Consider the following 19,430-nt stretch of genomic DNA (forward strand, 5'->3'; position numbering starts at 1 on the left):
CCGGTGCCGACCCCGCCGGGGCCGGCGAATGGGCGCTGCCGGCAATCAGGCCGAGGCCGCGCGTTTTTCCTGCTCGCGCCAGGCCGCCAAGTCACGGTAGCCGGCGCCCGGGTGATTGGCCGCCAAGCGCGGCCCTTCGCCAAACAGCTTCTCGCGCAAGGTCCCGGGGGCGTATTCGGTCTTGTACACGCCGCGCTTCTGCAACTCCGGCACCAGCAACTCCACGGCATCGACGAAGGTTTCGTGAGTCAGCGCATAGGCCAGGTTGAAACCATCGACGTCGGTGTCTTCCACCCACTCCTGGAGCAGGTCGGCCACGGTCTCCGGGCTGCCGACAAACAACGGCCCGAAACCACCGATACCCACCCAGTCCGCCAGTTCATGCGGGGTCCAGACCTTGTTCGGGTCGGCCGTGGAGAACGCCTCTACCGCCGACTGAATGGCGTTGGTGTGCACGTGCTTGAGGGGCTCGTCGGGCTTGAACTGGCTGAAGTCGATGCCGGTCCAGCCAGAGATCAGGGCCATGGCGCCCTCGTAGCTGACCCAGGATTTGTATTCCTCGAACTTGGCCTTGGCCTTGGCGTCGGTCTCGCCGAGGATCACCGTCTGCAGATTGAAGATGAGGATTTTCGACGGGTCGCGCCCGGCCTCGGCGGCACGCCGGCGGATGTCGGCCACGGTCTTTTTCAGCAGCACCTTCGACGGCGCAGCGACAAACACGCACTCGGCCTGCTCGGCGGCGAACTGCTTGCCACGGCTGGACGCACCGGCCTGGTAGAGCACCGGGGTGCGTTGCGGCGACGGCTCGCAGAGGTGGATGCCGGGCACCTGGAAGTGTTTGCCGACGTGCTGGATCTCGTGGATTTTGCTCGGGTCGCTGAAAATCCGCCGTTCGCGGTCGCGCAGGATCGCACCGTCTTCCCAACTGCCTTCCCAGAGTTTGTAGCAAACCTCCAGGTACTCCTCGGCGAAGTCGTAGCGGGCGTCGTGCTCGGTGAGGCTCTTCTGCCCCAGGTTCTTCGCCCCGCTCTCCAGGTAGGACGTGACGATGTTCCAGCCGGCGCGGCCCTTGGTCAGGTGGTCCAGGGTCGACAGGCGTCGGGCGAAGGGATACGGGTGCTCGAACGACAAGGACGCGGTCAGGCCAAAACCCAGGTGTTCGGTGACCAGGGCCATGGGCGGGATCAGTTGCAACGGGTCGTTCACCGGCACCTGGGTGGCCTGGCGGATCGCCGCGTCACCGTTGCCGTTGTAGACGTCGTAGATGCCCAGCACGTCGGCGATAAACAGGCCGTCGAACTTACCGCGTTCGAGGATCTTCGCCAGGTCGGTCCAGTACTCCAGGTCCTTGTACTGCCAGGAGCGGTCCCGGGGGTGAGCCCAAAGGCCCGGCGACTGGTGGCCGACGCAGTTCATGTCGAAAGCGTTGAGGCGGATTTCACGGGCCATCAGTGGGCGCCTCCGAGGTCAGCCGGCAGCACGCCGTTGAGGCGGTAGTTGCCGATCAATTGGTACTTCCAGCGCAGCGGGTCTTGCAACGCGCCCAACTGTGGGCTGCGTTGCCCGGTGAGTTCGAACTCGGCGTTGCTGGCGGCGAGCAAGGCGTCGGCGCTGGCGATGGCCGCCTCGGCCTGGGCCACGGCGATCTCTGCCGGGTCCTGGCTGTTGCTGCGCAAGGCGTCGGCCCGCTCATGCAGGGCCGCCGCGACTTCGATACGGATATGCAGGTCACCGAAACGGCTGATGACATAGGGGTCGTCACTGGCGTTGGCCAGGCCGCTGCCGGGCCAGGGTTGGGCCTGCTCGCGGACGAATTCCAGGGTCTGCTGCAACAGCCGACGGGCGCGTTCCAGATCATTGCCGCTGCGGGCCAGAGACGGCTGGGCGGCGGTGGATTGAGTCAATGCATTCATCGCGAATTCCTTAGTTCCAGGCGTGACGGGCCGGCTTGACGCCGTTGAGCAGGAAGTTGCCGATCAGGTGGTATTTCCAGCGGGCAGGGTCATGCAGGGTGTGAGTGCGGGCGTTGCGCCAGTAACGGTCGAGGTTGTATTTGCCCAGCACGGAGCGGGTCCCGGCCAGTTCGAACAGCTTGCTGCTGGCGAGCAACGCGCTTTCCGCCGACAGCACCTTGGCCTGGGCCACCACCACCGAAGCGTGGGCCACGGTGTCTTCATTGGGGTTGAGCAAGGCCTGGTCGATGGCCCGGCCGGATTTTTCGAGGATTGCCTCGGTGCCGTGCACCCGCCACTCCAGGTCGCCAATCGCGGCGATGGTGAACGGGTCCTGCCAGCCATGGTCCAGGCCGCTGTCGATCCAGGGCCGGGATTGCCGGGCGTAATGCTTGGTTTCTTCCAGGGCGCCGAGGGCGATACCGGTGTCCACCGCGGCCTGGATGATCTGCGAGATCGGGCCATCGGCGGTGGGCTCGTCAAAGGCCCGGTGCGCCGGGATCACGGCACTCAGGGGCACCTTGACCGCATTGAGGGTGACACCGCCGCTGGCGGTGGTGCGCTGGCCGAAGCCGTCCCAGCTGTCGATCACCGTCAGCCCCGGGTTGTCACGCTCGATAAAGGCGATAAACGCCTGGTTCTGCTCATTGACCGCCACCGCCGGCACGATGTGGGCGAACAAGGCGCCGGTGCAGTAGAACTTCTCGCCGTCGATTTGCGCACTGTCGCCGTCGAAGCGGATGGTGGTCTCAAACGCCCCGGCGTTCTTGCTCTTGGCTTCCGAGAAGGCGTTGCCGAAACGGTAGCCCTGCAAGACTTTGGCGAAGTAGTAGTGCTTCTGCTCTTCAGTGGCGGTCTGCAACAGGATGTCGAGGACGCCGAGGTGGTTCTGCGGGATTTGGCCCAGGGACGAATCGACAGCGGAGATGATCTTGATCACCTCCGCCACGGTCACGTAGGACACCCCGGCGCCGCCGTAGGCTTTGGGAATGGTGATGCCCCACAGGCCGCTGGCGGAGAATTCGTCCAGCTCGGCGACCGGCAGGCGACGCTCGCGGTCGCGCACGCTGGCCTCGACGGCGAAACGTTGGGCGAGGTCCTTGGCGACCGCGATCGCCTCGGCATCCGAGCGGATGATGTGGGCAGTGCGGGTGGGTTGGGCAGAGGCTGTCATGGGCCGACTCCGAGTCCTGAAAGTGACGACTGAGGGTCCGTGAGGACCGGTCTTCCAGGGGTATTGCAGAAGTCGTGCCGAAGTTTAAAAGCCTTGTTTATCAGGCTCTTGGCGAAGCCTCAGAGAAACGGACCGAAGTGAAAACAGGCAAAGTGTTCAAGCACTGTTGCTCAGCCAACAGTGCCCGCAGCAACACTCAGAACACCACGTTGCGCACAAACCGCGTGGCCACCGGGCCGTCATTGCGATAGGCGTGGGGCACATGGCTGGCGAACATGAAGAACTCGCCGGTGCCGATCTGCTGGTCGTGCGCTTCCAGCACCAGGGTCAGGCAGCCTTCGAATACATACAGCTGCTCGCTCCAGCCCTCGGCATCGCATTCCGAGTGGTAGGTCTCCCCCGGTTCCAGGCGCCACTCCCACAATTCCACCTCACGGGTCGCTACCGCCTTGGCCAGCAACACCGCCTTGCTCCCGGGGATGGTGCCGGCCCAGGCCAATTCGTTGATGCGGCTGGGATCGCGCACGTCCGGCGCCTGGATCAGGTCGCTGAACGCTACACCCAGGGCTGCGGCGACCCGGTCCAGGGTTCCGAGGCTGACGTTGGTTTCCCCCGACTCGATGGCCACCAGCATCCGCCGGCTGACCCCGGACTGTTCCGCCAGGGCGCTTTGACTGAGTTTTGCCGCGTGGCGCAGGCGCCGTACGTTGAGGCTGACGTGTTGCAGGACCGAAGCCCGCTGACCGATTTCTTTGTGCACTATATTGCTCGCTCCTGGGCATTGCGCAGTATACTGCCCAAATTTCGCGCCCAATTGTGCGTCCCACTCTCCCCGTACGCAAGGCCATGCCCCCGTGAACCCAGGTAAATCCCCCCTGCCGTTGCTCAAACTCAGCAAAGCCGAATGCGTGCTGGTGCTGATCACCATGATCTGGGGCGGCACCTTCCTTATGGTGCAGCACGCCATGACCGTCAGCGGCCCGATGTTCTTCGTCGGCCTGCGCTTTGCTGCCGCAGCCGCCATCGTCGCCCTGTTTTCCTGGCGCCACCTGGCCGGGTTGACCCCACTTGAACTCAAGGCCGGGGGCTTTATCGGCACCGCGATCATGCTCGGCTACGGCTTGCAGACGGTGGGCCTGCAAACCATCCCCAGCAGCCAGTCGGCCTTTATCACCGCGCTCTACGTGCCCTTCGTGCCGCTGCTGCAATGGCTGTTCATGGGCAAGCGTCCGGGCCTGCTGCAGAGCATTGGCATCATGCTGGCCTTTACCGGGCTGATGCTGCTTTCGGGACCCAACGGCGCATCCCTGGATTTCAGCCCTGGTGAGATCGCCACCTTGATCAGCACCGTGGCGATTGCCGCCGAGATCATCCTTATCAGCAGCTACGCCGGCCAGGTGGATGTACGCCGGGTCACCGTCGTGCAGTTGGCGGTGACTTCGGTGCTGGCATTTTTGATGGTGGTGCCGACCCAGGAAAGCCTGCCGGGGTTTTCCTGGCTGCTGCTGGGCAGTGCCCTGGGCCTGGGCGCGGCCAGCGCCGCGATCCAGGTGGCGATGAACTGGGCGCAGAAAAGCGTCTCGCCCACCCGCGCCACCCTGATCTACGCCGGGGAGCCGGTGTGGGCCGGCCTGGTCGGGCGCCTGGCCGGTGAGCGCCTGCCGGCGCTGGCCTTGCTGGGTGGCGGGCTGATTGTGGCGGCGGTGATCGTCAGCGAACTGAAGACCCGAGGCAAAGGCCAGGCCCAGGCCGAGACACAGGCTGCGGATTGCCGGGATTGAACACCGCACCCGGGCCAGCGGCCGAGGTGCGGTGTTCAGCGAACGGCGCTTAGTGTGGCGTGGTGACGCTTGGGGAGGCATCCGAATCGTCGGTCAGCGTCTCCAACCACAACGGCGCAAACAGCCGGCCGCCGTATTCCGGCTTCATCTCCACCGACTCATGGGCAATCGGCCCCTTGTGGTTGAAGTAAGCGCGGTAGCGCACGTGCCCCTCGGCAAACGCTTGGTCGAAATACAGCACCGTGCCCGCCGGCAGCCGATAGTCGACGCCATCGTCCTGCGGCCCGTAGATCCGCAGCGCTTCGGTGGTGCGCATCATCTGAAAGCCCGACGGGTCGAAAAACCGCAGCCAGCCCGCCATCAGCACCGCCCCCAGGGCCATCAACACTAAGGCGCTGAGCAGGCGGCGCAGCAAACGAAAGAAAAAGGCAGCCGGGGTCACGGGCACGGGAAGCAGTCCTTGCAAAGGGCGAATGGCGGGCTTTTTACCGGGCGCGAGGGGGCGTTGTCTCCTACTTTGAAAGCGTATGTAACATTCTTTGTAGGATTCTGGCACAGCTTGGCGGTTGGTGATCCGGGGTCCGGCACGTATTATTCCTCACTATTTTCCGCAGATTAGAAGCCTATGTCCCTGATAGTTCTACTGCTTCTGCCTTTCATTGGCAGCTGTCTGGCGGCCCTTTTGCCGCATAACGCGCGTAACAGCGAATCCTTGCTGGCCGGCCTGGTCGCCCTGGTGGGCACCATTCAAGTGGCCCTGCTGTACCCGCAAATCGCCGACGGTGGGGTCATTCGTGAAGAGTTCGCCTGGCTGCCCAGCCTGGGGCTGAACTTTGTCCTGCGCCTGGACGGCTTTGCCTGGCTGTTCTCGATCCTGGTCCTGGGCATCGGCACTCTGGTGTCGCTGTACGCCCGCTACTACATGTCGCCGCAAGACCCGGTGCCGCGTTTCTTCGCCTTTTTCCTGGCCTTTATGGGGGCCATGCTCGGCCTGGTGCTGTCCGGCAACCTGATCCAGATCGTGTTCTTCTGGGAACTCACCAGCCTCTTCTCCTTCCTGCTGATCGGCTACTGGCACCACCGCTCCGATGCCCGCCGCGGTGCCTACATGGCGCTGATGGTCACCGGTGCCGGTGGCTTGTGCCTGCTGGCGGGGGTCATGCTGCTCGGCCATGTGGTCGGCAGCTACGACCTGGATCAGGTTCTAGCTGCAGGCGATGCCATCAGGGCCCACGCGCTCTACCCGGTGTTGCTGCCTTTGATCCTGATCGGCGCCTTGAGCAAGAGCGCACAATTCCCCTTCCACTTCTGGCTTCCCCACGCCATGGCCGCACCGACTCCGGTCTCGGCCTACCTGCACTCGGCGACCATGGTCAAGGCCGGTGTATTCCTCCTGGCACGGCTCTGGCCGTCGTTGTCCGGCACTGAAGAATGGTTCTGGATCGTCAGCGGCGCCGGGGCCTGCACCCTGTTGCTGGGCGCCTACTGCGCCATGTTCCAGAACGACCTCAAGGGCCTGCTGGCCTATTCCACCATCAGCCACCTGGGCCTGATTACCCTGCTGCTGGGCCTCAACAGCCCGCTGGCGGCGGTGGCCGCGGTGTTCCACATTCTCAACCACGCCACGTTCAAGGCCTCGCTGTTCATGGCCGCCGGGATCATCGACCACGAAAGCGGCAGCCGCGACATCCGCAAACTCAACGGCCTGATCAAGCTGATGCCCTACACCGCGACCCTGGCCATGGTTGCCAGTGCGTCCATGGCCGGGGTGCCGCTGCTCAACGGCTTCCTGTCCAAGGAAATGTTCTTCGCCGAAACCGTGTTCATCTCCTCCAGCGCCTGGGTAGAAATCGCCCTGCCGGTGATCGCCACCCTGGCCGGCACCTTCAGCGTCGCCTACGCCCTGCGCTTCACCGTCGATGTGTTCTTCGGCGAACCGGCCACCGACCTGCCCCACACGCCCCACGAACCCCCGCGCTGGATGCGCGCGCCGGTGGAACTGCTGGTGTTCGCCTGCCTGCTGGTGGGCATCTTCCCGGCACAGATCATCGGCCCGCTGCTGGCCGCTGCGGCCCTGCCGGTGGTCGGCGGAACCCTGCCCGAGTACAGCCTGGCCATCTGGCACGGCCTGAATGCGCCCATGATCATGAGCCTGCTGGCCATGTGCGGCGGCATCGTCCTCTACCTCCTGCTGCGCAAGCCCCTGGTGCGCGGCAGCTTCGCCTACCCGCCGGGCGTCGGGCGCTTCAACGGCAAACGCCTGTTCGAGCGCAGCCTGGTGAGCATGACCCGCCTGGCACGGCGCGTTGAACGACGCCTGAGCACCCGGCGCCTGCAGACCCAGTTGTTCCTGCTGGTGCTGGTGGCGGTGCTGGGCGGGCTGATCCCCATGCTCTACAGCAACAACCTGAGCTGGGGCGATCGCCCGAAGATCCCGGGTTCGATCGTCTTCGTGACCTTCTGGCTGCTGGCCATTGCCTGCGCCCTGGGCGCCGCCTGGCAAGCCAAGTACCACCGGCTGGCCGCCCTGACCATGGTCAGCGTCTGTGGCTTGATGACCTGCATCACCTTCGTCTGGTTCTCGGCGCCGGACCTGGCCCTGACCCAGTTGGTGGTGGAAGTGGTGACCACGGTGCTGATCCTGCTCGGCCTGCGCTGGCTGCCGCGACGGATCGAAGACGTCTCGCCGCTGCCCAGCAGCCTGGCCAAGGCACGCATCCGCCGCCTGCGCGACCTGCTGCTGTCGATTGCGGTGGGCCTGGGCATGGCGGTGCTGTCCTACGCCATGCTGACCCGGCCGACACCCAACGACATTTCCTCGTTCTACCTCAGCCGCGCCCTGCCCGAAGGCGGCGGCACCAACGTGGTCAACGTGACCCTGGTGGACTTCCGCAGCTTCGACACCCTGGGCGAGATCACCGTGCTGGTGGCCGTCGCCCTGGCCGTGTTCGCCCTGCTGCGACGCTTCCGCCCACCGAAAGAAAGCATGCAGTTGCCGGCCCAGCAACGCCTGCTGGCCCCGGACGTGGTCACCGACCTGGTCAACCCGCGCCAGGCCAGCGACACCGCCCTGGGCTTCATGATGGTGCCGGCGGTGCTGGTGCGCCTGCTGCTGCCGATTGCCCTGGTGGTGTCGTTCTACCTGTTCATGCGCGGGCACAACCTGCCGGGCGGCGGTTTCGTCGCCGGACTGGTGATGTCGGTGGCCTTTATCCTCCAGTACATGGTGGCCGGCACCCAGTGGGTCGAGGCCCAGATGAGCCTGCGGCCGCTGCGCTGGATGGGCACCGGGCTGCTGTTCGCCACCCTGACCGGGCTCGGCTCGCTGGTGCTCGGCTACCCGTTCCTGACTACCCACACCCTGCACGTCGATTTGCCGCTGTTCGGTGATATCCACATCGCCAGCGCGCTGTTCTTCGATATCGGCGTGTACGCCGTGGTGGTGGGCGCGACCTTGTTGATCCTCACCGCGCTGGCGCACCAGTCGGTGCGGGCCCACAAACCCGTGAACCCGTCCAAATCCCTTATTAAGACAGGAGCCGCCTGATGGAAGAAGTCATCGCAATCGCCATTGGGGTACTGGCGGCCTCCGGCGTCTGGCTGGTGCTGCGCCCGCGGACCTTCCAGGTGGTGATGGGCCTGTGCCTGCTGTCCTACGGGGTCAACCTGTTCATCTTCAGCATGGGCAGCCTGTTTATCGGCAAGGAGCCGATCATCAAGGACGGCGTGCCCCAGGACCTGCTGCACTACACCGACCCCCTGCCCCAGGCCCTGGTGCTCACCGCCATCGTCATTAGCTTCGCCATGACCGCGCTGTTCCTGGTGGTGCTCCTGGCGTCACGGGGCCTGACCGGCACCGACCATGTGGATGGCCGGGAGCCTAAGGAATGAGCTTGCTGCCGCACCTGATTGTCGCGCCCATCCTGCTGCCCCTGCTGACGGCCGCGATCATGCTGATGCTCGGGGAGAAACACCGCCCCCTCAAGGCCCGGATCAACCTCTGCTCCAGCCTGCTGGGCCTGGGCTTGTCCATGTACTTGCTGTACTGGACCCAGGCCCAGGGCCTGACCGGTTCCATCGGCGTGTACCTGCCGAGCAACTGGCAGGTGCCGTTTGGCATCGTGCTGGTGGTGGATCGCCTGTCTGCGCTGATGCTGGTGCTGACCGGAATCATCGGCGTCAGCGCCCTGCTGTTCGCCATGGCCCGCTGGGACCGCGCCGGGGCCAGCTTCCACGCGCTGTTCCAGATCCAGTTGATGGGCCTCTACGGGGCCTTCCTGACGGCCGACCTGTTCAACCTGTTCGTGTTCTTCGAAGTGCTGCTGGCGGCCTCCTACGGCCTGATGCTCCACGGTTCGGGCCGCTCCCGGGTGTCGTCGGGCCTGCATTACATCGCCATCAACCTGTTGGCCTCGTCGCTGTTCCTGATCGGCGCAGCGATGATCTACGGCGTGACCGGCACCCTGAACATGGCCGACCTGGCGCAGAAGATCCCCTTGGTCAGCGCCGACGATCGTGGCCTGCTGCACGCCGGGGCGGCGATCCTGGCGGTGGCTTTCCTGGCCAAGGCCGGCATGTGGCCGCTGAACTTCTGGCTGGTGCCGGCCTACTCGTCGGCCAGTGCACCGGTTGCCGCGCTGTTCGCCATCATGACCAAGGTCGGCATCTACACCCTGCTGCGCTTGTCGACCCTGCTGTTCTCCGAGCAGGCGGGCGAGTCGGCGCACTTCGGCGGCCCGTGGCTGGTCTATGGCGGCATGGCGACCATCGTCTGCGCAGCCCTGGCGATCCTCGCCGCCCAGCGCCTGGAGCGCATGGCCAGCCTGAGCATCCTGGTGTCGGCCGGCATCCTGATCGCGGTGATCGGCTTCGCCCAGACCGCCCTGATCGGCGCAGGGCTGTTCTACCTGGTCAGCTCGACCCTGGCCATGAGCGCGCTGTTCCTCCTTGCCGAGCTGATCGAACGCTCGCGCTCGGCCAATGAAATCCCTCTGGAGGATGAAGGCGAAGTCTTGCCGCGCCCCCTGGAATCCCTGCAACCGCAGCGCGGCACCAACCTTGACGACGAGCAGAAGGCCGTGGTCGGCCAGGTGATTCCCTGGACCATGGCGTTTCTCGGCCTGAGCTTTATCGCGTGCGCCCTGTTGATCATCGGCATGCCGCCACTGTCGGGCTTCATCGGCAAGCTCGGCCTGATCAGCGCCCTGCTCAACCCCCTGGGCCTGGGCGTCGAGGGTTCGCCGCCGATTTCGCCGGCGGCCTGGGCCATGCTGGTGCTGCTGATCCTCTCGGGCCTGGCCTCGCTGATCGCCTTCTCGCGCCTGGGCATCCAGCGCTTCTGGACCCCGGAGGAGCGCCCCTCGCCCCTGCTGCGGCGCTATGAGTGCATCCCGATCATCACCCTGCTGGGCCTGTGCCTGCTGCTGACGGTGAAGGCTGATGCGCTGATGCGCTTCACCCAGGCCACCGCCGAGACCCTCGGCCAGCCCCAGCATTACGTGCAGGCCGTGCTCGGCACTCGCGTGGTGCCCAGCCCCGAAGCCCGTGCGGCGCTGGTGGAGGTGCAACCATGAAGCGTCTGTTCCCTGCTCCCTGGCTGTCCCTGGCGCTGTGGCTGCTGTGGCTGGTGCTGAACCTGTCGGTGAGCCCCGGTAACCTGGTGCTGGGGGCCTTGCTGGGCTTTTTCGCGCCGTTGCTGATGCGCCCGCTGCGGCCGCTGCCGATCCGCATCCGCCGCCCGGGCACCATCCTGCGCCTGTTCTTGCTGGTGGGGCGTGATGTGCTGGTGTCGAACCTGATCGTGGCCTGGGGCGTGCTCAACAACGGTCGGCGCCCAGTGCGCTCGGCGTTCGTCAAGATCCCCCTGGACCTGCGTGATGCCAACGGCCTAGCGGCCTTGTCGATGATTACCACGGTGGTACCGGGGACGGTGTGGTCGGAGCTGTCCCTGGACCGCAGCATCCTGTTGCTGCACGTCTTCGATCTCGACGACGAGGCTCAATTCATCCAGCACTTCAAGGCGGCCTATGAACGTCCATTGATGGAGATCTTCGAATGAGCGCCCTGCTGTCGAACGCGATTCTGGCGAGCCTGTTCATCTTTTCCATGGCCATGGCCTTGGCACTGGTGCGGCTGTTCAAAGGCCCCTCGGCCCAGGACCGGGTACTGGCCCTGGACTACCTGTACATCCTGGCCATGCTGATGATGCTGGTGCTGGGCATCCGCTATGCCAGTGACACCTACTTCGAAGCCGCCCTGCTGATTGCCCTGCTGGGCTTCGTCGGCTCCTTCGCCCTGGCGAAATTCCTCCTGCGTGGCGAGGTCATCGAATGAACAGCCTCACTGAACTGCCCCTGTGGGTGGAAATCCTGGTGGCGATCCTGCTGCTGCTCAGCAGCCTGTTCGCCTTTATCGGGGCCCTGGGCATGTTGCGCATGAAGGACTACTTCCAGCGCATGCATCCTCCGGCCCTGGCCTCGACCCTGGGCTCCTGGAGCGTGGCACTGGCCTCAATCCTGTACTTTTCGGCGCTCAAGTCCGGGCCGGTGCTGCATGCCTGGCTGATTCCGATCCTGCTGGCCATCACCGTGCCGGTGACCACCCTGCTGCTGGCCCGGGCAGCGTTGTTCCGCAAGCGCATGGCGGGCGACGACGTACCGGCCGAAGTCAGCAGCAAGCGTCAAGAAAGCGGTAATTGAACGGCACGTGCAGGCACCGGCCCACCGCTGCCTGCATCTCACCTGCCTGCGGCTTCAGTTCCAGGCCACCACCAGCAAACCGGCGCCCAGCAGTACGCAGAGCGGCGAGTAGACCAGGGTGTCGAGTCGGGCAAACTTCGAAGCGCTGGGCTGCTTGAAAAACCCCACCCATTCCGAATCGCCAATGGCCCGGGCAAACATCAGCACCGCCAGGGCGCTGATCACCCACTGCAGCCAGCCATGGGACACCGACGGCAGGTACAGGCCCACCCGCAGGCACACCAGCATGGCGCAGAGCAGCAAGCCCAAGGCCACCAGCAAGGTGATCAGCCCCGAGGGCTGAAACGCCGGCTGCAGTTCGCCGGGCAGTTGCCCCGGCACCTGAGGCACCACGGCGTCACTGCCCAAGGTGCCACCGGCCGCCCAGTAGAGATGAATCAGGCTGATCGACAAGAAGGTGACGGCAATCCATCGCGCTATCAAAAAACTCATGTCGGAACGTCCCTGGCTAAAGGTCGGTGAAGGCTAGCAGCGTCTAGAGGCCGGCGCTGACTTTACGTGCGACCTCTTCCGGCACCCAGGCCTGCCAGATGTCCGGGTGCTCACGCAGAAACGCCAGGGCCGCTTCACGGGGCGCCGTGTGGTTTTCGCTCCTGCTCGCCAGGGCCTTGTTCAGGGGGTCGATGGGCAAGTCCACCTTGCTGAAGAACGCCACCAACTGCGGGTAGTCGCGGTGGAACGGCGCGGACACGCCAATGGACAGCTTCGAGGCCAGGGAGCGGGTAGGCCGTGGTGCGGGGTTGTCGGCGTCGGTCAGGGTCTTCCAGGCCTCGGCATCGAACGGCGGCTCTTCCAGCTGGATCAGCTTGAAGCGCCCCAGCAACGGCGTGGGCGACCAGTAATAGAACAACACCGGCTTGCCGCGCCGAATCGACGAGGTGATTTCCGCGTCCAGGGCAGCGCCGGAACCGCTGCGAAAGTTCACAAAGCTGTCTTCCAGGCCATAGGCACGCAGCTTCTGTTTGTTCACCACTTCCGAGGTCCAGCCGATGGGGCTGTTGAGAAAGCGCCCCTTGTCCGGGCTTTCCGGGTCCTTGAACACGTCTTTGTAGCGCGCCAGGTCGCTGACGCTGCGCAAGTCCGGCGCCAGGGGCTTGAGACCCCTGGCCGGGTCGCCCTTGATCACGTACTCCGGCACCCACCATCCCTCGGTCGCGCCCTTGACCGTGTCGCCCAGGGCCAGCACCTTGCCCTCGGCGGCGGCCTTGACCCACACCGGGCTGCGCCCTGCCCACTCCTCGCCGATCACCTGGATATCGTTGTTGGCCAGGGCGGTTTCCAGGGTGATGGTGGTGCCGGGCAGCGTGTCGGTGGGCAGGTCGTAACCGCGCTCGACGATAACCCGCAGGATATCGGTGATCAGGCTGCCGCTTTCCCAGTTGAGGTCGGCGAAATGAATCGGCGCCGGCGCGGCCTGGGCCGGCATTGCCGACAGCCCTCCGGCACAGGCAACCCAGGTACCCAGGAGTAAGGCTCGTAGTCCTTTCATGCGTTGACACCCCGTGCGTGACGCAACATTGGCAGGCGGGGCATCGAGCACGACAGCGCCGGCCCCTGACTACTTGAGTCACTGACTGTAGTCGAGGTTCCAACGGGTCAGGCGCCGGGGCTTATTTTTCCGCGAGGTCCTGCAGGCGCTGCAATTCGCGGCGCACCATGCTGGCGAACTCCGCCGGGCGCAAGCTGTAGATCTGCGCACCGACCCAGGTCAGCCACGCGCCCTGCATCGACGCCTTGCAGGCAAACAGGCGCTGGGCTTCTTCTTGGGCGCGCAACAGGTGTTGCTGATGAAACTCGGCGCGGCTCAGGCTGTTCACTCGCTGGCCTTGAAGCTCACCAGCTCGCCCTTGCGCCACTTGGCGGCCTTGGCGGTTACGGCCTTGAGGGTCTTGCTCAGGCCTTCCTGCAACTGCTCGTTGGCGGCGAACACCAACACCACGCTGTGACCTTCCTTGAACACAATCCCCTGGCCCTGGGGGCTGCTGACAAAGGCGTAGTCGCCCAGGCCGTAGACGGTCAGCTTGATCTCGCGGAACTTGATCTCCATTTTGCCGCCTTCACGGCTGGGCAAGACCGCCGCGCGGAAATGATCGCCGACCTTGAGTTCAAGGCGCGGCTTGTCGTCCACCACCATGGCTTCAGCGGTGTCGATCTCGGCAATGTAGATGCCTTCAGCGGATTGTTCGGTAACGTAGACAAAACGAGATTGAAACTGCTTGACCAGTTTTGCGCGCAAATCACCCAGGACAAACAGGGCATGCATTTCAAGATTACTTACTGCCAAGGAAAAGTCCCCGAAACTGAAAAAATCGCCTTCCGCGAATAAAAACGGACGGCACAAAAAACCGCCAAAGCGGCGTAATCACCCCAATGAAGCCATCCTGAAATCTTGACGTGAACCCGGCATACCCTCGGCATCGGTCCTGAAAACCGCGCAGGCTGTGCCTGAGGTTTTCAACCTGGATCAATCACCGAAGGGGTCGGCTCTGGTAGCCGAAAGACAATCAATACCCGGAATCCGGGCACTTACGGGACCTGTTGTTTAACCCTTCACTGCTCGGTCAAACATGCCGGCCCCACCATCAGCCTGTGGCTGCAAGGGCAATTCTAGAGCAACTGCGCCCTTTGCGACCATGCGCAGCGGTGGAAATATATCGCCCCGCCCTTCAACCGTCCTGAGGCCATCCCGTTACCTGGCCCAAGCCGTCAATGGGCTGGAGGCCGATTCTAACCATTGGCTTGGGTTCGTGAATATAAGACAAGTTCGCTTTGTCCGGTAATAGAACACTCTGAATGCCAATAGAAACATCTGTCGGCAGTCGCGCAATGACTTAACTCAGCCGCCATGGTGTAACAACTGCCATACTCCCCCGTTCAATGAAAACCAGCCGACATGGCCGGGCTTCGTACCCATGAAGATCTCCAAGGGAAGGCTAGCAAGTGACGGAATTAGATATAGGCGAGTTTTTTATCCGTGGCGAGTCCAGAGAAGTCCAGGGTGAATTCCAGGCGGTCATCGCCATGCGCGCCAAGCCCCCGCTGACCACGGTCACCTATCACCAGGTTGAACGGGACCGCTGGTTCAAGACCCCGGAAGAAGCCGCCATCGCCGCCCGGGCCTCGGCCAAGGCCCTGAAGCTGGCGGTCGACCAGGGCGCCTTGAACTCCTGATCACCCCGCAGCCATCAAGGACCGGGCTGCCCGACCGATACAAAGGCGAGTGCCATTTGAGAGCATCATGATGATTAACTTGAATCCCCTGGCTCGCCTGTCCCTTCTGCAACCGGTTGCCGACAGCACGGCGTCCAAGGAAAGCGCAGCCACCTCGACGGATCTGAGCCTGGGCCTGCGCAGCAACAGCGGCGTCAGCGTCGACGCCACCCTGGAAGCCAAGCGCAAACGCGTCAGGCAACTGAAAAAACAAGTCCAGCAATTGCAGCAGAAACTGCAACGGGCCAACGCCCGCCTGGCCTCGGCCAACAGCGCAGTTTCCGGCTCGGCCACCGGGCGTTCGCTGATGCTGTCTGCCGCCCGGGCCCAGGTCCTGGCCGCCAGCAATGCCCTGTCCATGGTGCAGACGGCGCTGTTCCAGGCCGAGGCCGCCGCCTCGTCCTGACCCAAACCTGATCGGCAGACTCGATCGAACTCTGGCGCCGCCGGTGCCTCAGATACAGGGTGGCACCGGCCACGCTCCGCAATCGCGGAGCTCACCTGCAAGGAGATCGCCATGGATTCGCCGACGCATGACCTCAAAGGCCTGTTCGATCAACTGGGGCTGGATTCCGAACCGGCGGCCATCGACCGCTTCATCGCCCAGCACTCGCCCTTGCCCGAAGGCCTGAAGCTGATCGAAGCACCGTTCTGGAGCGCCCAGCAAGCCGCCTTCCTCAAGGAGCAACTGCGCGAAGACGCCGACTGGGCGCGGGTGGTGGACGAACTCAACCTGCGCCTGCACCAGGCCGATTAAGCACCCGCCCCACCCGAGGCCCGGCCCGCAGGGCTTCCCCAGGCCCGGCCCTCTATCCTTGATGACCTGGCCGAGCAGCGCGACCTAGCGGGCGCGTTCCGGCTTGTAGCCCAGGCGCAGACCGCCCCAATGCTGGCCCTTGACCATGATCGGCACCGACAGGTCATGCATCAGTTCGCCGGTGTCACGGGTGTAGGTCTGCAGCAACAACGGCTGCTGATGGCTGCCACAGCGAATGCCGGTGCGATCCTCGAACTTGCGCTTGGTGCGATTGTGCAAGGCGTCGTGCTGGGCGTCGCCGGTCAGGGGTTGACTGAACGCCTGGTTGTGGGTCGGCACGTAGCCCTGGGGGGTACAGGCAATGGCGAACACCAGGCCATCATGGCGCGGCAGCAGGGACTCCTGGATCGCCGGCAGCACCTGGTCGGTGTAGCGGTCGAAGCGCGTCTGGTACTTGGCCGGCGTGGTGTTGGGGATCAACTGGTAATGGCGGTCGAACAAGTCCTCGGTGCTGATGCGATTCTGTGCCAGATCGGTCTCGAACTGCTCGGCAATCCGCCGGGCGCCCTCCCGGGCCAAGTCATAGATACGCTGGTGATAGTCATCCAGCCCCACCGCCGCCAGACGCTCGCTGATGGTCTCGGCCTGCCCCTCCATCTGCACCGCAGCCTCGGCCAGGCTGCGGGTCTGCTGGTCACTGACCGCCAGGTCGCTGCGCATCTGCTCCACGGCGTGGAACAGGCTGTCCAGTTGCTCACGGTTGGTGTCGGCGCCCCGGGCGATCTCGCTGACCTGCTCTTCAACCCCGGCCGCCAGGCGGGCGATGGTGTCCAGGCTCTGTCCGGTGTGCTCCACCTGCTCCAGGCCGCTGTTGAGGTCCGCCGACAGCTGGCGGATCTGCTCCACCACCTGAGCGGTGCGCTGCTGGATGTCGGCGACCATCACCCCAACCTCGTCGGTGGCCGTAGCGGTGCGCCCGGCCAGGCCGCGCACTTCGTCGGCCACCACGGCAAAGCCACGCCCGTGCTCCCCGGCCCGGGCCGCCTCGATGGCGGCGTTCAGGGCCAGCAGGTTGGTCTGGCTGGCAATGGACTGAATCACCAACGTCACCCGCTGGATTTCTTCACTGCGCTGGCTCAAGGCCTCGATCAGCTCGCGGCTGTTGTTGGCGCGCTGGCTGAGCTGGTGCATACGGCTGATGGACTCGGCCAGAACGCTACGCCCTTCGGCGCTGCTGCTGTGGGCTTCACTGGCAGCGCCCAGGGCCTGGCGGCTGAGTTGGGAAGTGGCCTGTTCAGTCTTGATCATCACTTCGGCGCTGCCGACGATGCGCGCGGCGGCGTCCAGCTGGGACTGCAGCTTGCCCGCCAGTTGCTTGACCGAATAGGCCACGCCTGCGGCGGACAGGGCGTTGTGGGTGGTGCTGTAGGACAGGTCGCGGGTCAGCGCGGCAATCTCGCTGCCTTCGCTCGACGCACTGACCGGTACCACGGCGCGACTGCGCAAACGTGGCAACCAGATAATCAACACCCCCAGGGGCAGGCACAGGTACAACGGCCATTGGCCCAGGGCCAGGCCGCACAACACCCCAACCTGGGCGATGCTCTGCAGGGTCGGCGCCCACCAGCGAGCCTTGGCGGCCTGGGTAGAGGGCAATTGGGCAAGCGGTAGAGATCCGTCTCTGTTCATGTTCAACACCCCGCACTGTTTTAATTGTTTGCAGGCATTAAACGCCACTACAAGGCCATTATCTATGGGCCATTGGTAGGAGACGGGCAGTGGGAAGCGGCAAGTGGCGAGCGGTAAGTTCAAGCGGGGGGATGCAGGCGGGATAGATCAGTCAGGCGTCGGCTTCAGGGCCGCGCGGTGCGGCCCCTCTTGCAGCTTGCAGCTTAAAGCGCTCAGCTGCTCTTCTTCACGCCTGCCGTTGGTGCTTGTCGATCTGCTCGTGGCGCTCTTGGGCTTCGATGCAGTATTTGGTGGTCGGGCTGATCAGCAGGCGCTTCAGGCCGATGGCCTCGCCGCTGTCGTCGCACCAGCCAAAGCTGTCATCGCTGATGCGGCCCAGGGCCTGCTCCAATTGCGGCAGCATGCGCTGGTCGCGATCAATGGCGTTGACCAACCAGGTGCGCTCTTCTTCGACGGAAGCGGCGTCGGCCGGGTCAGCCGGGGTGTCCAGGCTTTCAATGGCGATCCGGTTCTGTTCGATGCGCTCGTGGGTTTCCACCTTCATGGCTTGCAACAGCTCGCTGAAAAAAGCGTGTTGCTCGGCATTCATGTAGTCATCCGCCGGCATGGCCAGCAACTTATCCTTTGTCATTGATTTCTCTATAAAAAATACGTGCGTTAAGGCGAATTCAAGCTGTTTCCGATTGGCCCGTCAGGCCAGCGGAAAGGCGCCATTCCTTCCAAGCGCCACCCGGCACTCAATTTACGAGGGGCGGCAGTCTAAGGCCGGTTTGAGGGCGCAGCAACTGAAATGACAGCGAATCTGTCCGACAAAGCCGACAAAGCCCGCAAATGCGGGCTTTGGTGGTGCTTATCGGAGTGTGGTTATAACAAAAAATTCCATAGCAGTGGGTCTATTAGAAGACAAACGGCAGTATCAGAGGGCGGATAACCGCTCAAATCCATTCATTTGCAGGAGCCGGCTTGCCGACGATGGCTGCCTGGGGGGCGCTATCGCCGGCAAGCCAGCACCTACACCAATCAGCCCCTACATAAGAACGGTTACCGAGACCTCAAGATTAGCGTTTGAGTTTGCGTTTGTTGCGGTATTGGTCGATGACCACCGCCACCACAATGATCAGGCCCTTGATGATGTCCTGGATGTAGGCGTCCACCCCGACAAAGGTGAAGCCGCTGGCCATGACGCCGAGGATCAGCGCGCCGATCACCGTGCCGGTGATGCGCCCCACCCCGCCCGCCAGGCTGGTGCCGCCGATGACCGCCGCGGCAATTGCGTCCAGCTCATACGACATGCCCATCCCTGCCTGCCCGGTAGCGGCCCGTGCCGACGCCACCACCCCGGCCAGCCCGGCCAGCAGGCCGGCGATGCTGTAGACGATCACCAGGTGACGCTTGACGTTGATCCCCGAGGTCCGCGCCGCCTGCATGTTGCCGCCGATGGCGTAGGTGTACTTGCCGTACTTGGTGTAGCGCAGGGCAATGTGGAAAATCACCGCCACCACCAGGAAGATGATCACCGGCATGGCCCCGTGGCCGATGGCCGTGTAGGAATCCGAGAGCATGCTCACCGGCTGGCCTTCGGTGTAGTAGCGAGCCAGGCCGCGGGCCGAAACCATCATGCCCAGGGTGGCAATAAAGGGTGGGATGCCGGTGATGGCGATGATGCTGCCGTTGATCGCCCCCGCCAGCAGGCCCACGCCCAGCCCCGCCACGACCGGTATCCACACCGGCAAGTCGGTCAGGGACGGAAACACCGCCCGGGCAAAGTCCGAGGTCTGGGCCAGGCTGGCGGCAATCATCGCCGACAGCGCCAGCACCGAGCCCGAGGACAGGTCGATGCCCGTGGTGATGATCACCTGGGTCACGCCGATGGCCAGCAGGCCGATGATCGACACCTGCAGGATCATAAGCACCAGGCGCTGGGAGTTCATCAGGAAGCTCTGGTCACGAACGATCCAACCGAACAGCTCGAAGACCAGGCCGATGCCGATCAGGACCAGGAAAATACTCAGCTCGGTGGGAAAGCGCCGACGTGTTCTAGCGGGCGCCGCGGCAGGTTTGTTTTCAGACATCACGTTCATAACCACTCACCTTTGTTATTGCCTGGCC

22 protein-coding genes are annotated in these 19,430 nt (G+C 64.1%); 10 read left to right on the top strand and 12 right to left on the bottom strand.

Going from position 1 to position 19,430, the window contains the following annotated elements:
- Positions 1-45: 45 nt before the first annotated feature.
- The 4 genes from M1B34_RS11930 to M1B34_RS11945 all read right to left on the bottom strand — a co-directional run bounded on the left by M1B34_RS11930 (position 46) and on the right by M1B34_RS11945 (position 3,886).
- Positions 46-1,449, bottom strand: a complete 1,404-nt coding sequence (locus M1B34_RS11930) for an LLM class flavin-dependent oxidoreductase (protein WP_123332125.1) — start codon at positions 1,447-1,449, stop codon at positions 46-48.
- On the bottom strand, positions 1,449-1,913 hold the full coding sequence (locus M1B34_RS11935) for an acyl-CoA dehydrogenase (protein WP_123332123.1): 465 nt from the start codon (positions 1,911-1,913) through the stop codon (positions 1,449-1,451). Before M1B34_RS11935 ends, M1B34_RS11930 begins: the two co-directional genes overlap by 1 nt.
- A 10-nt stretch (positions 1,914-1,923) precedes the next feature.
- Positions 1,924-3,126 carry an SfnB family sulfur acquisition oxidoreductase gene (locus M1B34_RS11940; RefSeq protein ID WP_268261060.1) on the bottom strand — a complete coding sequence of 401 codons (1,203 nt, stop codon included), beginning with the start codon at positions 3,124-3,126 and terminating at the stop codon, positions 1,924-1,926.
- A gap of 196 nt (positions 3,127-3,322) precedes the next feature.
- A complete protein-coding gene (locus M1B34_RS11945; protein ID WP_268265251.1) occupies positions 3,323-3,886 on the bottom strand; it encodes a helix-turn-helix domain-containing protein in 564 nt (187 codons plus the stop codon).
- 94 nt (positions 3,887-3,980) lie between these two features.
- Here M1B34_RS11945 and M1B34_RS11950 point away from each other — a divergent pair, with 94 nt between their 5' ends.
- Positions 3,981-4,907, top strand: a complete 927-nt coding sequence (locus tag M1B34_RS11950; protein WP_123332117.1) for a DMT family transporter — start codon at positions 3,981-3,983, stop codon at positions 4,905-4,907.
- Between the two features lie 49 nt (positions 4,908-4,956).
- Here M1B34_RS11950 and M1B34_RS11955 read toward each other — a convergent pair whose 3' ends face one another.
- Positions 4,957-5,355: a hypothetical protein gene (locus M1B34_RS11955; protein ID WP_268265252.1), complete on the bottom strand. Its 399-nt coding sequence runs from the start codon at positions 5,353-5,355 to the stop codon at positions 4,957-4,959.
- Positions 5,356-5,532: 177 nt separating this feature from the next.
- On the opposite strand from M1B34_RS11955, the gene M1B34_RS11960 reads away from it, so the two are divergent.
- From M1B34_RS11960 to M1B34_RS11985, 6 genes are read left to right on the top strand one after another with little or no spacing between them, the layout of a single operon-like run.
- Complete coding sequence (locus M1B34_RS11960; RefSeq protein WP_123332113.1) at positions 5,533-8,454, top strand: monovalent cation/H+ antiporter subunit A; 2,922 nt, start codon at positions 5,533-5,535, stop codon at positions 8,452-8,454.
- Positions 8,454-8,798, top strand: a complete 345-nt coding sequence (locus tag M1B34_RS11965) for a Na+/H+ antiporter subunit C (protein WP_003202835.1) — start codon at positions 8,454-8,456, stop codon at positions 8,796-8,798. The genes M1B34_RS11960 and M1B34_RS11965 overlap by 1 nt, the downstream gene beginning before the upstream one ends.
- A complete protein-coding gene (locus tag M1B34_RS11970; RefSeq protein WP_123332111.1) occupies positions 8,795-10,480 on the top strand; it encodes a monovalent cation/H+ antiporter subunit D in 1,686 nt (561 codons plus the stop codon). The genes M1B34_RS11965 and M1B34_RS11970 overlap by 4 nt, the downstream gene beginning before the upstream one ends.
- Positions 10,477-10,965, top strand: a complete 489-nt coding sequence (locus M1B34_RS11975; protein ID WP_123332109.1) for a Na+/H+ antiporter subunit E — start codon at positions 10,477-10,479, stop codon at positions 10,963-10,965. Before M1B34_RS11970 ends, M1B34_RS11975 begins: the two co-directional genes overlap by 4 nt.
- Positions 10,962-11,240, top strand: coding sequence for a K+/H+ antiporter subunit F (locus tag M1B34_RS11980; protein WP_123332107.1), 279 nt, complete (start codon positions 10,962-10,964; stop codon positions 11,238-11,240). The genes M1B34_RS11975 and M1B34_RS11980 overlap by 4 nt, the downstream gene beginning before the upstream one ends.
- Positions 11,237-11,605 carry a Na+/H+ antiporter subunit G gene (locus M1B34_RS11985; protein WP_268261067.1) on the top strand — a complete coding sequence of 123 codons (369 nt, stop codon included), beginning with the start codon at positions 11,237-11,239 and terminating at the stop codon, positions 11,603-11,605. The genes M1B34_RS11980 and M1B34_RS11985 overlap by 4 nt, the downstream gene beginning before the upstream one ends.
- Positions 11,606-11,659: 54 nt before the next feature.
- Here M1B34_RS11985 and M1B34_RS11990 read toward each other — a convergent pair whose 3' ends face one another.
- The 4 genes from M1B34_RS11990 to M1B34_RS12005 form a co-directional block, all read right to left on the bottom strand.
- The gene (locus tag M1B34_RS11990) at positions 11,660-12,097 is read right to left on the bottom strand and encodes a DUF3995 domain-containing protein (RefSeq protein WP_123332103.1); all 438 of its coding nucleotides are present in this window, start codon (positions 12,095-12,097) and stop codon (positions 11,660-11,662) included.
- 43 nt (positions 12,098-12,140) lie between these two features.
- Positions 12,141-13,154, bottom strand: a complete 1,014-nt coding sequence (locus M1B34_RS11995) for an ABC transporter substrate-binding protein (protein ID WP_268265253.1) — start codon at positions 13,152-13,154, stop codon at positions 12,141-12,143.
- Positions 13,155-13,275: 121 nt separating this feature from the next.
- Entirely contained in the window at positions 13,276-13,473 is a 198-nt protein-coding gene (locus M1B34_RS12000; RefSeq protein WP_268265264.1) for a hypothetical protein, read from the bottom strand.
- Between the two features lie 5 nt (positions 13,474-13,478).
- Entirely contained in the window at positions 13,479-13,949 is a 471-nt protein-coding gene (locus tag M1B34_RS12005) for a hypothetical protein (RefSeq protein ID WP_123334392.1), read from the bottom strand.
- 656 nt (positions 13,950-14,605) lie between these two features.
- Between M1B34_RS12005 and M1B34_RS12010 the strand changes: the two genes are divergently transcribed.
- The 3 genes from M1B34_RS12010 (at position 14,606) to M1B34_RS12020 (ending at position 15,632) form a co-directional block, all read left to right on the top strand.
- Positions 14,606-14,836: a hypothetical protein gene (locus M1B34_RS12010; protein ID WP_123332096.1), complete on the top strand. Its 231-nt coding sequence runs from the start codon at positions 14,606-14,608 to the stop codon at positions 14,834-14,836.
- Between the two features lie 67 nt (positions 14,837-14,903).
- The gene (locus tag M1B34_RS12015) at positions 14,904-15,281 is read left to right on the top strand and encodes a hypothetical protein (protein WP_185039211.1); all 378 of its coding nucleotides are present in this window, start codon (positions 14,904-14,906) and stop codon (positions 15,279-15,281) included.
- Positions 15,282-15,392: 111 nt separating this feature from the next.
- Positions 15,393-15,632 carry a DUF2789 domain-containing protein gene (locus tag M1B34_RS12020; protein WP_123332094.1) on the top strand — a complete coding sequence of 80 codons (240 nt, stop codon included), beginning with the start codon at positions 15,393-15,395 and terminating at the stop codon, positions 15,630-15,632.
- Positions 15,633-15,716: 84 nt separating this feature from the next.
- On the opposite strand, the gene M1B34_RS12025 is transcribed toward M1B34_RS12020, so the two are convergent.
- The 3 genes from M1B34_RS12025 to M1B34_RS12035 form a co-directional block, all read right to left on the bottom strand.
- A complete protein-coding gene (locus M1B34_RS12025) occupies positions 15,717-17,321 on the bottom strand; it encodes a methyl-accepting chemotaxis protein (protein WP_268261069.1) in 1,605 nt (534 codons plus the stop codon).
- 226 nt (positions 17,322-17,547) lie between these two features.
- A complete protein-coding gene (locus M1B34_RS12030) occupies positions 17,548-17,952 on the bottom strand; it encodes a TraR/DksA family transcriptional regulator (protein WP_123332090.1) in 405 nt (134 codons plus the stop codon).
- A 427-nt stretch (positions 17,953-18,379) separates the two neighbouring features.
- Positions 18,380-19,402: an ABC transporter permease gene (locus M1B34_RS12035; protein WP_123332087.1), complete on the bottom strand. Its 1,023-nt coding sequence runs from the start codon at positions 19,400-19,402 to the stop codon at positions 18,380-18,382.
- Between the last annotated feature and the right edge of the window lie 28 nt (positions 19,403-19,430).

The sequence above is a fragment of the Pseudomonas morbosilactucae genome, assembly GCF_023241715.1.
Lineage (GTDB): Bacteria > Pseudomonadota > Gammaproteobacteria > Pseudomonadales > Pseudomonadaceae > Aquipseudomonas > Aquipseudomonas morbosilactucae.

Coding starts and splice junctions, on each gene's coding strand:
- M1B34_RS12015 (WP_185039211.1), top strand. CDS start 14,904: ATGATGATTAACTTGAATCCCCTGGCTCGCCTGTCCCTTCTGCAACCG.
- M1B34_RS11970 (WP_123332111.1), top strand. CDS start 8,795: ATGAGCTTGCTGCCGCACCTGATTGTCGCGCCCATCCTGCTGCCCCTG.
- M1B34_RS11960 (WP_123332113.1), top strand. CDS start 5,533: ATGTCCCTGATAGTTCTACTGCTTCTGCCTTTCATTGGCAGCTGTCTG.
- M1B34_RS11995 (WP_268265253.1), bottom strand. CDS start 13,154: ATGAAAGGACTACGAGCCTTACTCCTGGGTACCTGGGTTGCCTGTGCC.
- M1B34_RS11975 (WP_123332109.1), top strand. CDS start 10,477: ATGAAGCGTCTGTTCCCTGCTCCCTGGCTGTCCCTGGCGCTGTGGCTG.
- M1B34_RS11965 (WP_003202835.1), top strand. CDS start 8,454: ATGGAAGAAGTCATCGCAATCGCCATTGGGGTACTGGCGGCCTCCGGC.
- M1B34_RS12025 (WP_268261069.1), bottom strand. CDS start 17,321: ATGAACAGAGACGGATCTCTACCGCTTGCCCAATTGCCCTCTACCCAG.
- M1B34_RS11940 (WP_268261060.1), bottom strand. CDS start 3,126: ATGACAGCCTCTGCCCAACCCACCCGCACTGCCCACATCATCCGCTCG.
- M1B34_RS11985 (WP_268261067.1), top strand. CDS start 11,237: ATGAACAGCCTCACTGAACTGCCCCTGTGGGTGGAAATCCTGGTGGCG.
- M1B34_RS12030 (WP_123332090.1), bottom strand. CDS start 17,952: ATGACAAAGGATAAGTTGCTGGCCATGCCGGCGGATGACTACATGAAT.
- M1B34_RS11990 (WP_123332103.1), bottom strand. CDS start 12,097: ATGAGTTTTTTGATAGCGCGATGGATTGCCGTCACCTTCTTGTCGATC.
- M1B34_RS11935 (WP_123332123.1), bottom strand. CDS start 1,913: ATGAATGCATTGACTCAATCCACCGCCGCCCAGCCGTCTCTGGCCCGC.
- M1B34_RS11930 (WP_123332125.1), bottom strand. CDS start 1,449: ATGGCCCGTGAAATCCGCCTCAACGCTTTCGACATGAACTGCGTCGGC.
- M1B34_RS12035 (WP_123332087.1), bottom strand. CDS start 19,402: ATGAACGTGATGTCTGAAAACAAACCTGCCGCGGCGCCCGCTAGAACA.
- M1B34_RS12020 (WP_123332094.1), top strand. CDS start 15,393: ATGGATTCGCCGACGCATGACCTCAAAGGCCTGTTCGATCAACTGGGG.
- M1B34_RS11980 (WP_123332107.1), top strand. CDS start 10,962: ATGAGCGCCCTGCTGTCGAACGCGATTCTGGCGAGCCTGTTCATCTTT.